Source organism: Saccharothrix coeruleofusca (assembly GCF_014648515.1).
GTDB lineage: Bacteria > Actinomycetota > Actinomycetes > Mycobacteriales > Pseudonocardiaceae > Actinosynnema > Actinosynnema coeruleofuscum.
In genome coordinates, this window is record NZ_BMRG01000008.1 from 99,707 (window position 1) to 112,135 (window position 12,429).

At 73.4% G+C, this 12,429-nt stretch carries 12 protein-coding genes; 9 read left to right on the top strand and 3 right to left on the bottom strand.

Features of this window, described 5'->3' with window-relative positions:
• The first annotated feature begins 10 nt into the window (after positions 1–10).
• On the top strand, positions 11–2,020 hold the full coding sequence (locus IEZ00_RS20870) for an MMPL family transporter (protein WP_189224981.1): 2,010 nt from the start codon (positions 11–13) through the stop codon (positions 2,018–2,020).
• A gap of 224 nt (positions 2,021–2,244) precedes the next feature.
• Positions 2,245–4,521, top strand: coding sequence for a S9 family peptidase (locus tag IEZ00_RS20875; RefSeq protein WP_189224982.1), 2,277 nt, complete (start codon positions 2,245–2,247; stop codon positions 4,519–4,521).
• A 33-nt stretch (positions 4,522–4,554) separates the two neighbouring features.
• Here the strand turns inward: IEZ00_RS20875 and IEZ00_RS20880 are convergent, their stop codons facing one another.
• The gene (locus tag IEZ00_RS20880) at positions 4,555–5,574 is read right to left on the bottom strand and encodes an aldo/keto reductase (RefSeq protein ID WP_189224983.1); all 1,020 of its coding nucleotides are present in this window, start codon (positions 5,572–5,574) and stop codon (positions 4,555–4,557) included.
• A gap of 207 nt (positions 5,575–5,781) precedes the next feature.
• On the opposite strand from IEZ00_RS20880, the gene IEZ00_RS20885 reads away from it, so the two are divergent.
• The 4 genes from IEZ00_RS20885 to IEZ00_RS20900 all read left to right on the top strand — a co-directional run bounded on the left by IEZ00_RS20885 (position 5,782) and on the right by IEZ00_RS20900 (position 9,151).
• Positions 5,782–6,651 (top strand): alpha/beta fold hydrolase, encoded by an 870-nt coding sequence (locus IEZ00_RS20885; protein WP_189224984.1) that lies wholly within the window; start codon positions 5,782–5,784, stop codon positions 6,649–6,651.
• 116 nt (positions 6,652–6,767) lie between these two features.
• Positions 6,768–7,601, top strand: a complete 834-nt coding sequence (locus IEZ00_RS20890; protein WP_189224985.1) for a helix-turn-helix transcriptional regulator — start codon at positions 6,768–6,770, stop codon at positions 7,599–7,601.
• Positions 7,602–7,721: 120 nt separating this feature from the next.
• Positions 7,722–8,177: a nuclear transport factor 2 family protein gene (locus IEZ00_RS20895; protein ID WP_189224986.1), complete on the top strand. Its 456-nt coding sequence runs from the start codon at positions 7,722–7,724 to the stop codon at positions 8,175–8,177.
• A gap of 2 nt (positions 8,178–8,179) precedes the next feature.
• Entirely contained in the window at positions 8,180–9,151 is a 972-nt protein-coding gene (locus tag IEZ00_RS20900; protein ID WP_229795955.1) for an alpha/beta hydrolase family protein, read from the top strand.
• Here the strand turns inward: IEZ00_RS20900 and IEZ00_RS20905 are convergent.
• Complete coding sequence (locus IEZ00_RS20905) at positions 9,137–9,502, bottom strand: VOC family protein (protein WP_189224988.1); 366 nt, start codon at positions 9,500–9,502, stop codon at positions 9,137–9,139. The genes IEZ00_RS20900 and IEZ00_RS20905 overlap by 15 nt on opposite strands.
• A gap of 101 nt (positions 9,503–9,603) precedes the next feature.
• Between IEZ00_RS20905 and IEZ00_RS20910 the strand changes: the two genes are divergently transcribed.
• Positions 9,604–10,569, top strand: coding sequence for a helix-turn-helix transcriptional regulator (locus IEZ00_RS20910; protein WP_189224989.1), 966 nt, complete (start codon positions 9,604–9,606; stop codon positions 10,567–10,569).
• Positions 10,570–10,593: 24 nt separating this feature from the next.
• Here the strand turns inward: IEZ00_RS20910 and IEZ00_RS20915 are convergent, their stop codons facing one another.
• Positions 10,594–11,214, bottom strand: a complete 621-nt coding sequence (locus IEZ00_RS20915) for a dihydrofolate reductase family protein (protein WP_189224990.1) — start codon at positions 11,212–11,214, stop codon at positions 10,594–10,596.
• Between the two features lie 212 nt (positions 11,215–11,426).
• On the opposite strand from IEZ00_RS20915, the gene IEZ00_RS20920 reads away from it, so the two are divergent.
• Positions 11,427–11,837, top strand: a complete 411-nt coding sequence (locus tag IEZ00_RS20920) for a YybH family protein (RefSeq protein WP_189224991.1) — start codon at positions 11,427–11,429, stop codon at positions 11,835–11,837.
• A 65-nt stretch (positions 11,838–11,902) separates the two neighbouring features.
• Entirely contained in the window at positions 11,903–12,427 is a 525-nt protein-coding gene (locus tag IEZ00_RS20925) for a flavin reductase family protein (RefSeq protein WP_189224992.1), read from the top strand.
• The last annotated feature ends 2 nt before the right edge of the window (positions 12,428–12,429 follow it).

The following is a 12,429-nucleotide window of genomic DNA, read 5'->3' on the forward strand; positions in this document are numbered from 1 at the left end:
ACATTGTCCCGTGACCGCGAAACGATGGCTCCTGCCCGCGCTCATCGCCGTCGCCTGGCTGGCGCTGGGCGGCTTCGGCGGTCCCTACACCGGCAAGCTCAGCGATGTGGCGGTCAACGACAACACCGCCTTCCTGCCCGAGTCCGCCGAGGCCACGGAGGTGGCCAACCGGCTGCGGGAGCTGGAGCGGAGCAACAGCCTGCCCGCGATCGTGATCGCCGAGCGCACCTCGGGCATCACCCCGGCCGACCGCGACTACCTGGCCGCCCGCGCCGCCGAGCTGCCCGGCGAGGCGTCCCCGCCGATCCCCTCCCAGCAGGACGGCCAGGCCCTCCAGGTGGTCGTCGCGGTCGGCGCGGACGATCCCGCCGGGGGCGTGGAGCGCATCCGCGAAGTGCTGGGGCAGGCCCCGGACGGGCTGACCGTGCTGGTCACCGGCCCGGCCGCGCAGGTGGCCGACCTCAAGGAGGCGTTCGGCGGCATCGACGGGCTCCTGCTGCTGGTCGCGGGCGCGGTGGTGGCGGTGATCCTGGTGCTGGTCTACCGCAGCCCGCTGCTGCCGGTGCTGGTGCTGCTGTCCGGCGTGCTCGCGCTGGGCCTGGCCAGCCTGGCCGTCTACCTGCTGGCCGACCGCGACGTCATCGACCTCAACGGCCAGAGCCAGGGCATCCTGTCGATCCTGGTGTTCGGCGCGGCCACCGACTACGCGCTGCTGCTGGTCTCCCGCTACCGCGAGCAGTTGCGCGACACCGAGGACCGCTTCCAGGCCATGCGCACCGCCTGGCGGGCCACCCTGGAACCGATCGCCGCGTCCGCGGGCACGGTCGTGCTGGGCGTGCTGTGCCTGCTGTTCAGCGACCTCAACTCCAACAAGGGCCTCGGCCCGGTGGCCGCCATCGGCATCGCCGCCGCGTTCGCCGCCTCGGTGACCTTCCTGCCCGCCGCCCTGGTGCTGTTCGGCCGCGCCGCGTTCTGGCCGCGCCGCCCGGCGTTCGGCTCCGCGCACCCGGAGCGCAGCGGGCTGTGGGGCCGGGTCGCCCGCCTGGTCGCGACCCGGCCGCGCGCGACCTGGGTGGTGACCGCGCTGGTGCTGCTGGCGGGCGTGGCGTTCGTCCCGCAGCTGCGCGCCTCCGGCACCGCCCAGTCCGACGTCTTCCTCAACGAGGTCGACTCGGTGCGGGGCCAGGAGGTGCTGTCGCGGCACTTCCCCGGCGGCAGCGGCGCGCCCACGGTCGTGCTGGCGCGGGCGGAGCGGGCCGACGAGGTGGCCGCCGCCGCGCGGGTCGACGGGGTGGCCAAGGTCGACGTGACCAAGCGCGCCGATGACCTGGCCAGGATCGACGTCGTGCTGGCCGACCCGGCCGACTCGGCGGCGGCCACCACGACCGTGCAACGGCTGCGGGACGCGGTGCGCGCGGTGCCCGGAGCCGAGGCCAAGGTGGGCGGGCCCACCGCGACCCAGCTCGACACCGAGCGCACCTCCGAGCGCGACCGGCTGGTCATCATCCCGATCGTGCTGGTGGTGATCTTCCTGGTGCTGGCGCTGCTGCTGCGCTCGCTGCTGGCACCGCTGCTGCTGATCGCCACCGTGGTGCTGTCCTTCGCCGCGACCATGGGCGTGTCCGCGCTGGTGTTCAACCACGTGCTCGACTTCCCCGGCGCGGACCCGGTGGTGCCGCTGTTCGGGTTCGTGTTTCTGGTGGCGCTGGGCATCGACTACAACATCTTCCTGATGACGCGCGTGCGCGAGGAGAGCCGGGAGCTGGGCACCCGCGAGGGCGTGCTGCGCGGCTTGACCATCACCGGCGGGGTGATCACCTCGGCGGGCGTGGTGCTGGCGGCGACGTTCTCGGCGCTGGCGGTGCTGCCGATCCTGTTCCTGGCGCAGATCGCGTTCATCGTCGCCTTCGGCGTCCTGCTGGACACCCTGGTGGTGCGGTCGCTGCTGGTGCCCGCGCTGGCCGTGGACCTGGGCAGGCGCATCTGGTGGCCTTCGAAGCTCATGCGGGGCAAGGACTGAGGCGCGTGCGTTCACCGTCAAGTCATTGCAACGACAGTCGGGCTTCTCGTTGCATTGCTTTTAGCGGCTTTGCAACGATGTCTCGCCTTTAACCTGGCACTTTGCTCAGATCGGGTGACATCCTCGTTGTCGGGTTCCGGAACGCAACGTAGCGTTTCTGGAGTCAGAAACAACGTGTCCGGGACGGCCGACGCGCCCGGAACCGACCCCGAGGACGGACGAGGATGAGCACCACCCAGGACTACCAGGCGGCGGAGCAGCTGCTCCGCCGCTCCGCCCGGCCCGGCGAGCTCGTCGTCGGCGACAAGGTCGAACCGCGGTGGATCGACGGGGGCGCCCGCTTCTGGTACTCGGTCGGCACCGGTGTCGGCAGGCGGTTCGTGCTGGTCGACCCGGCGGCGGGCAGCCGTGCGCCCGCCTTCGACCACGACCTGCTCGCCGCCGCGCTGGCCACCGCCTCCGGGCAGCCGGTCGACCCCGGGGCGCTGCCCTTCGCCACCGTCGAACCGGTCGGCGACGCCGTGGAGTTCGACGCCCTCGGCGCGCGCTGGCGCTGCCGCCTGGACGACTACGCCTGCGAGCGGACCGAGCCCGCTCCGCCGGGCAACCCGCTGGAGGTGCCGTCGCCGGACAACCGGGTCGCGGTGTTCCGGCGGGGGCACGACCTGTGGGCGCGCTCGCGGTCCGACGGCCGGGAGTGGGCGCTGACCACCGATGGCGGGCCCGACCACCAGTACGGCACGGGTCCGGACTGCACGGGCAACGCCACCCTGCTGCGCAAGATCGGCCTGCCGCACCTGCCGCCCGCGGTGGTCTGGTCGCCCGACTCGACCAAGGTGCTGGCGCACCGCACCGACGAGCGCGGCGTCCGGCGGACCCACCTGGTGGAGGCCAGGCCCGCCGACGGCGGCGCACCCGTCCTGCGCAGTCAGCGCTACGCCTACGCGGGGGACGAGGAACTGCCCCGAGCCGAACTGGTCGTGCTGGACGTCGCCGAGGGCGCGGTGGTCCGCGCGCGGGCCGAACCGCCGCTCATGGCGCAGATGTCGCCGATCGCGGCCCAGTGGGCGTGGTGGGCCCCGGACGGCTCGGCGGTGTACTACCTCGACCGGCCGCGCGACCTGCGCACGCTCACCCTGTTCCGGCTGGATCCGACCACCGGCGAGGTCACCGCCGTGCTCAGCGAGACCGGTGCCACCCGCGTGGAGCCCAACCAGTGGGCCTACGAGCCGCCGCTGGTGCGGGTGCTGGCCCGGGAGGTGCTGTGGTACTCGCAGCGGGACGGCTGGGGCCACCTGTACCGGTACGACCTGCGCACCGGCGCGCTGCTCGGGCGGGTCACCTCCGGGCGGTGGGCGGTGCGGCAGGTCCTGCGCGTGGACGAGGCCGAGCGGGTGGTCTACTTCACCGCCTCCGGACTGGTCGAGGAGGACCCGTACCGGCGCACGGTGTGCCGGGTCGGCCTGGACGGCTCCGGCTTCGCCAAGCTCACCGACGACGAGCTGGACCACGTCGTCACCGTGCCCGACGGCCAGGGGTACTTCCTCGACTCGGCGTCCACAGTGGACACTCCGCCGGTGACCACGGTCCGCGACTGGTCCGGCCGGGTGCTGGTCGAGCTGGAGCGGGCCGACATCGGCGGGCTCCTCGCCACCGGCTGGACGCCGCCGGAGCGGTTCCGGGTCAAGGCGGCCGACGGGGTGACCGACGTCTACGGCGTGCTGTACCGGCCGCGCGGGTTCGACCCCGCCCGGCGCTACCCGGTGGTGGACAGCCTCTACCCCGGCCCGCAGGTCACCCGCGTCGCCCCGTGCTTCGACCAGGGCGGGATGGGGCTGGACGCGGAACCGCTGGCGGCGTTGGGCTTCGTGGTGGTGGCGCTGGACGGCCGGGGCACCCCTGGGCGGGACAAGTCCTTCCACGACGCCTCCTACGGCCGCTTGGCCGACGCGGGCGGCCTGGCCGACCACGTCGCCGCGCTGCGGCAGCTGGCCCGGACCCGGCCCTGGATGGACCTGGACCGGGTGGGCGCGTTCGGCCACTCCGGCGGCGGTTTCGCCGCGGTGCGGGCGATGCTGGACTTCCCCGAGGTCTTCCGGGTGGGCGTCGCCCTGTCCGGGCCGCACGACACCCGCTGCTTCAACGCGGGTTTCGTGGAGTCCTACGACGTGGCGGACAACCCGGAGGCGTGGGCGCGTTCCTCCAATGTGGACATAGCCGACCGGTTGGCGGGCAAGCTGCTGCTGGTCCACGGCGAGCTGGACGACCAGGTGCACCCGGATCACACGCTGCGGCTGGCCGACCGGCTCATCGCCGCCGACAAGGACTTCGAGCTGCTCGTGGTGCCGGGGGCCGAGCACACGCTCATCGACTGCCTGGCCTACGTCCGCAAGCGCTGCTGGGACTTCCTGGTGCGCGAGCTGGTGGGCGCGCGGCCGCCCGCCCACCGCCCCGCGCCCATCGCGCTGGGTCCGGAGCTGCTCGGCGGGCTGTTCGCCTGAGCGCGCGACCGGCCCCGGTGGTCCGCCCTCGGGTCAGCGCCGCCGCAGCGACGGGTCGAGCAGCGCGGGCGGGGTGTCGTTCTTCTCGTGCGCGGCCAGGTCCACGCCGGGCGCGACGATCGCGTCGATCGCGTCCAGCACGTCGGCGGGCAGCGCGGTGTCGGCGGCGGCGAGCTGCGAGCCCAGGTGTTCCAGCGTGCGGGGGCCGATGAGCGCGCTGGTCACCGCCGGGTGCGCGGTGACGAACCCGAGCGCGAGCTGGATCAGGGTCAGGCCCGCCTCCTCGGCGACGGCCGCCAACCGCTCGACGGCGTCGAGCCTGGCCCGGTTGTGGGGCAGGGCGGTGTCGAAGCGCTGCGGCATGAACGTCGAGCGGTTGGTGCGGACCTCCCGGCCCGCGCGGACCGCGCCCGACAGCCAGCCCGACGCCAGCGGGCTCCACACCAGCACGCCGAGCCCGTACTGCTGGGCCACCGGCAGCACGTCGGCTTCGACCCCGCGCTGCAGGGCGGAGTAGCTGGGCTGCTCGGTGGTGTAGCGGCCGAGGTGGTGCTCGCGGGCGGCCCACTGGGCCTGCACGATGCGGTGGGCGGGGAAGGTGGAGGAGCCGAAGTAGCGGATCTTGCCCGCTCGCCGCAGGTCGGTCAGCGCCGACAGGGTCTCCTCGTCGCTGGTGCTCGGGTCCCACCGGTGGACCTGGTAGAGGTCGACGTGGTCGACGCCGAGGCGGCGCAGGCTGCCCTCCAGCGCGGTGGTCAGCCAGCGGCGCGAGCCACCCCGGTGGTTGCGCTCGTCACCCAGCGGCAGGCCCGCCTTCGTGGCCAGCACGACGTCGTCGCGGCGGCCCGCGATGGCCTTGCCGACCATCTCCTCGGACTCCCCGCCGCTGTAGGCGTCGGCGGTGTCGATGAGGTTGATCCCGCCTTCGAGGGCCGCGTCGACGATGGCGGTGGCCTCGTCCTGGCCGGTGCCGCCGACCCGCCCGAAGTTCATCGCGCCGAGCGCGAGGGAACTGACCTGCACGCCGGTGTGACCCAAAGTGCGGTACTGCATGACCGTGCTCCTCCTTGCGGCTGGTGCGCGACGCCCGAATAACCGGAACATCGCTCCACAAGTTACGGAACATAGTTCCACTTAGCAACTCCCATCCCCGAACCGAGCGTTCGGGACGACGGGTGGTAGTTGACGGCCCCCGGAGTCGCTTCGGGTAGTACTTGCCGACGCGGGCTGGGGGAGGGGGTTGTGGGCTACCTTGCGGGCGTGGACTTCGAGGAGATCGTCATCAGCACCGAGCGCCTCGACTTCCCCGCGCTGGTCGCGGGGGACGGGCCGCCGGTGGTGTGCTGGCACGGGTTCCCCGACCACCCGGCCACGTTCGGGCCGCTGGCCGAGCGCTTGGTGGCCGCGGGCAGGCGGGTCGTCGCGCCGTTCCTGCGCGGGCACCACCCCGCCACCGCCGACCGGATGCCCCACGGAGACGGCCTCACGCTCGCCGCCGACGCCGCCGCGGTGGCCGAGGCGCTGTCCCCGGACCAGGGGGTGGACATGGTGGGGCACGACATCGGCGCGGGCATGGTGGCCAGGCTGGCCGCGCTGTGGCCGCACCGGCTGCGCCGCGGCGTCACCATGGCGGTGCCACCGCCCGGTGCCCTGCCCGCCCTGCTGACCGACCCCGAGCAGCAGCAGCGGTTCTTCTACCTGTGGCTGTTCCAGGTGCCCGAGGTGGCCGAGGCGCTGCTGGCGGTGAACCGGCGGCTGGTGGACCACCTGTGGGCGACCTGGTCGCCCGGCCTGAGCCTCGACGAGCGCCACCGGGCGCGGGTGCACGAGCTGTACGGCGACCCGCAGGTGCTGCGCAACACCTTGAGGGTGTACCGCGCCAACTTCGACACCTCGCTGCGCGACCCCGAACTGGCGCCGCTGGCCGCGCGCAGCGAGCTGCCCGCCACGGTCCCGCTGCTGGTGCTGGCGGGCGCGGACGACGGCTGCCTGCCACCCGCCACCTTCGCCGACGCGCGGGCGGCGCTGGCGCCCGGCTCATCGGTGCGGGTCGTGGCGGACGCGGGCCACTTCATGCACCTGGACCGGCCGGACGAGGTGGCCGAGCTGGTGCTGGACTGGATCGGCTGACGCCGCCCCGCCCGCCGCGACCGGTCACCCGCCGACCGGCCACTGTCGGCGGGTAGGTTCGACCGGGCAAGGCTCAGCGCGGGCGGGCGGACCCGCCCCGGAACCCGGAGGGCCGCGTGGCACCGTCCTCGGAGAACTCGCTGGGGGCTTTCCTCCGGTCGCGGCGCGAGCGCGTGGACCCCGCGGCCGTCGGCCTGTCCTCGGCCACCCGCCGCCGCACGCCGGGGTTGCGCCGCGAGGAGGTCGCCCGCCGCGCGGACGTCAGCGTCGAGTGGTACACGCGCCTGGAGCAGGGCCGAGGGGGAACGCCGTCCGCGCGGGTGCTGCGGAGCGTGGCCGACGCCCTGCTGCTGAGCCGGGCGGAGCGCGAGCACCTGTTCCTGCTCGTCCAGGGGCGGCGGGTGGACGCGCCGCGCGGCCCGGCGGCGGCCGTGGTCGACCCGCGCTTCCGCCGGGCGCTCGACGGCTTCCCGCACGCCCCGGCGTACCTCAAGACCGCGGCGTGGGACGTCGTGGCCTGGAACCGCGCGGCCCGGCTGGTGCTCTCCGACTACGAGGCCATGGAGCCGGGGGAGCGCAACGTGCTGAAGATCCTCTTCCTCGACCCGGCCTCGCGGAAGTTGTTGCGGCACTGGGAACGCGAAGCCGGACTGGCCGTGTCGACCTTCCGGCTCGAACTCGCCCGCTGGGGGACCACGAGCGAGGCCGAGCGACTGGTCCGGGAGCTGCGCGCGCGCAGCGCGGAGTTCGCCGGGATGTGGGAGGCCAACGACGTCGGCGTGCTGGGCGAAGGCGTCAAGCACCTGGTCCACCCCACCGCGGGCGACCTCTCCCTGTGGTACTCGTCGTTCGCCGTGGACGACGAGCCCGGACTCGGGATGGTGCTCTACACGCCGGACACCGAGCGGGACGCGGAGCGCATCCGGCGCCTCCTGGGCGACAGCGCCTGATCCGACGGGCGCTGGGGGGTACTGGCGGTACCCGTATGACCACGGCGTGGTCGGACCCGCCGCGCGGGAACAGGATCTGCGGTGCACGCACGGACCACCGTCCCGAGAGGAGCAAGGACCGTGACCACCACCGCGCCGGTCGACGAACTCGCGCTGCGCATGGAGCAGTGGCGGAAGACCTTCGAGGCCAAGGACGTCGAGGGCATGATGTCCTTCTACGCCGACGGCGAGGCGTTCAGCGCCTTCGACCTCATGCCGCCCATCGAGTTCCGCGGCGGCGAGATGTGGCGCCGCAACTGGGTCGACTTCTTCGCCGCGTGGCGGGGCCCGCTGCGCCTGGACTTCGCCGACGTCGAGGTGCACGCCTCGACCGACCTCGGGTTCGCCCGCCTGCTGGTGCGCCTGGTCGGCACCATGAACGGCCAGGAGGTCGACCTGTGGGTGCGGACCACCAACTGCTTCCGCCGCGTCGACGGCCAGTGGCTGATGATCCACGACCACGTCTCGGTGCCGCTGGACTTCGCCACCGGTCGGGCGCTGACGACCCTGTCCCCGAGCAAGCCGATGGGGGAGTGACGGTGCCGACCACGCTCACCGCGCGGCAGGCCGAGGAGGTGCTCGACCGGCTCGCGGGCGCGTTCCTGAACCCGGTCCGCTCGCCCGTCCTGCGCACGCCCGCGGAGGAGGGGCTGGAGTACGAGGAGGTGACCTTCCCCGCCCGCGACGGGGTGCCCCTGGAGGGGTGGTTCATCCCTGCCGACTCCGACCGGCTCGTCATCGCCAACCACCCCATGGGCTTCAACCGCTCCGGGCTGCCCACCCACCTGGAACCGTGGGCCTCCACCTGGGGGCCCACCGGCAACGTCTTCGAGGTCGACTTCGTCCCCGACTACCGGGTCCTGCACGAGGCGGGCTACAACGTGCTGGCCTACGACCTGCGCAACATGGGCCTGAGCGGCGCGGCGAACGGCGGCGCCGTGACCAGCGGCCGGTACGAGGCGCGCGACGTCCTGGGCTCGCTCGCCTACGCGGCGAGCAGGCGCGACACCAAGGACATGCCGGTCGCCCTGTTCAGCCGCTGCCTGGGCGCGAACGCGACCTTCGCGGCGATGCGCCAGGACCCGGCGGCGTTCGAGGGCGTCCGGTGCCTGGTGGCCTGCCAGCCCGTGTCCGACCGCGTCATCATGGGGCGGGTGCTGGAGATCCTCGGCGTCGGCGCGGACCGGCTCGACGACCTCGACCGCAGGGTCCTGGTCAGCACCTCGGTCGGCTTCCGGGACCGCCCCGACGCGGAGTGGGCCCGCCACGTCCGCGTCCCCACCTACTTGTACGGCGTCCACGACGACTCCCTCACAGAGCCCGCCGACCTGGAGCGGATGTTCGAGGTGATGGACGTCCGGGACAAGAGGTTGGCGTGGGTCCGGGGCACCTCGGCGCGCTGGGACGGCTACCTGGAGTTCCAGCGCAGGCCCCAGCCGGTGCTGGAGTGGCTGTCGCGCCACGTGCCGCCGGGCGCCCCGGACCGGGGGCAGCGGTCAGTCGACCGGTGAGACGCGGATGAGGTTGCCGTCCGGGTCGGCGATGACGAAGGTCCGCCCGAAGACCTCGTCGTGGGGTTCCTCGACGACGGTGACGCCCTTGGCGGCCCAGTTCGCGTGGACCTCGTCGACCGCCGGAGCGCCGCCCGGCACCGTCAGCCCGACTTCGAACGAGCGCGGCGCGGCCGGGTCGACCTGCTCGGCCCGGCCGGACCACAGGGCGAACAGCACGCCGGGGGCCACCTCGAACGGGACGTAGCGGGGCGTGGTGGTGACCGGCTCGATCCCGAACAGGTCGCGGTAGAAGTCCGTCGCCCGTTCGACGTCGGTGACGTAGATGAGGAAGAGGTTGGGCGCTGCCACGGTGTCGTGCTCCTTCCGTCGGCGGCCGGGTGTCGGCCGTCGGTGTCAGGGTGGCGCGATAACACGACAGAACCTGTCGTGTTCAGGGGCAGAATGGCGACATGGCACGACCGCAGCGGCTGATCGAACTGCTGGCGGCGCTGCGGGCGCGCCGCCGGACCACCGCCGAGGCGCTGGCCGCCGAGCTGGGCGTGTCCACCAGGACCGTGCTGCGCGACGTCCAGGCGCTGGTGGACGCGGGCATCCCGGTGTTCACCGAGCGGGGCAGGTACGGCGGGATCAGCCTGCTGCCCGGCGACCAGGTCGACCTGTCCAAGCTGACCACGGCAGAGGCCGACGTGCTGCGCGCCGTGGGTCTCGACCTCGACCGCGCCCGGCAGCTGGGGGAGGAGGCGGTCGCGCGCTCCACCCTGGGCAAGCTCGTCCCCCGGCGGACCCCCGCCGCGCGGGCGGAGCTGCCGCTGTCGCTGCACCAGGTCGTCGCGGTCGACAACCGCGCCTGGTTCGCGGACGGCGAGCCGGGCCCCGACGTGGCCCGGCTCGCGCAGGACCTGCGCAGGGGGCGCAGGCTGCGCATCCGGTACCGCCGCAGCGGGTCCACGACGGCGCGGCCCGCCGTCGTGGACCCCTACGGCCTGCTCCTGCGGGCCGACCGCTGGTACTTGATCGCCGATCGCGACGCGCGGCCGAGGATGTACGCCCTGTCCCGCTTGCGGGACTGGGAGGTGCTCGCGGAGCCGCGGCGGCTGCGCGAGGGCGAAGACCTCGCGGGCGTCGCGGCGGAGCTCGGCCGGGAGCTGGAGTCCCGGCACGAGGTGACCGTCACCGCCCGCCTCGACGCCGACCGGGTCGACCTGGCGCACCGCGTCCTCGGCAGCAGGCTGCGCACCGTCGGCGAGGCCGCCGACGGGCGGGTGACGATCACCGTCTCCTACGACCAGCTCGACGGCGTCCGCCAGCTGCTGCAGTTCGCCGACCACATCGAGGTCGTCGACCCGGAACCCGCCCGGCGGCTGGTCCACGACCTCGCCCGGCAGCTGGCCCGCGCGCACGAGGGCGCCCGGTGAGGACGCCCTCGGCTGCGTCCCCGGTCACCAGTTCCCGGTTTCCGGGCCCATGGCGCCGTATTCGACCGCGCCGCCGCGCGCGTACGTGCTGACCACGACGCCGGTGCCCAGCACCTCCGAGCGCACCAGCTCCAGGCCCGCCGGGGCGGTGCCGTCCCCGAACAGGCGCTTGCCGGTGCCCAGCAGCACCGGCATGACCAGCAGGTGGAACTCGTCGACCAGGTCGTGCGCGAGCAGCGTCTGGACCAGCGCGCCGCTGCCGTGGACCTGGATCTCCCCGCCTTCACCGCGCTTGAGCGCGCCGACCGCCTCGGCCACGTCGCCGGTGAGCAGCGCGGAGTTCTGCCAGGACACCGAGGTCAGCGTCCGGGAGGCGACGTGCTTGCGCACCCCGTTGAGCTTCACCGCGAGCGGGTCGTCGGCCAGCGGCCAGGCGGCCGCGAAGATCTCGTAGGTCCGGCGGCCCAGCAGCAGCGCGTCGGCGCGGAAGGTCACTTCCGCCACCCGCGCGACGACCTCCCCGTCCAGGTGCGGGACGGCCCAGCCGCCGTGCCGGAAGTCGCCGTCGCGGTCCTCGTCACCGCCGCCGGGCCCCTGCACGACCCCGTCCAGGGACAGGAACGAGGTCACCATCAGCTTGCGCATGTCATCTCCTCCGCGGACGCCCCCGGTGGCGTCCTCATGCTCGCGTCGAAGAGACCGGACCGGAATCGACAACCGACTCCTGTGATCCGCGTCACGCGCAGATCGGTCGATGAGCGGTCGATTATTCCGCGATGAGAGGCCGTGCGCGATGCCTGGATAACGTGAGCCGAGGGCAATAGCCGAATGCGCGAGGAAAGCGAGGACAGCCGCCCATGACCGCCCAGCTGGATCTGAACAACCTGGACCTCACCGACGACCCGGAAGTGCAGAACGACGTCTTCCTGGCCGCTTTCAACTCCGGCCAGGGAGCCATTTTCGACAGCCTCTACCGGGAGGACTCGATCTCCAACCTCTCCGGCACCCCGCTGACCGGCGCGGCGCGCACCGAGGCGATCACCGCGCTGCTGGCCACCAAGCCGGAGCTGAAGTCCCGCGTGCGGTCCTACTACGCCACCGCCGACACCTCCCTGATCATCGTCGACTACGACCTGGTGATCACCAAGGAGGACGGCGGCAAGCAGCGCATCCAGGGCAAGTGCACCGACGTGCTGGTGCGCGGCGAGGACGGCAAGTGGGTCATGGCCGTCGACCGGCCGGTGGCCGGTTCCATCGAGGACCTGTAGGTCCACCGGCCGCGCGGGCCACGCCCCTGCCGTGGCCCGCGCCCTCCTCGGGAAGGACGTGTGCGATGGACCTGGCCCCCGAGCTGTCCGGGGTGTCCCCGACCGAGATGCGCGCCACCCTGGGCCGCTTCGCCACCGGCGTCGTCGTGCTCACCGTCGGCGGCGAGCACATCCACGGGATGACCGCGAACGCGTTCAGCTCCGTCTCGCTCGACCCGCCGCTGGTGCTGTGCTGCGTGGCCCGCGACGCCACCATGCACGGCGCGATCACCGCCGCCGGGCACTTCGCCACCTCGGTGCTGCGCGCCGACCAGGAGCGCTTCGCCCGGTACTTCGCCGACCGCGGCCGACCCTCCGGTGGCGCCCAGTTCGACCCCGTCGACTGGCTGCCCGGCAGGCACACCGGCGCTCCGGTGCTGGCCGACGCCCTGGCCTGGGTGGAGTGCAGGCTGGAGCAGACCCACCGGGCGGGCGACCACTCGGTGTTCATCGGCCGCGTGCTGGGCACCGGCCGCGGGGCGGGCACGGCGGGGCTGCTGTTCTTCGACGGCGCGTTCGGTCAGGCCGACACGAGCGAAAGGCGACGATGAGC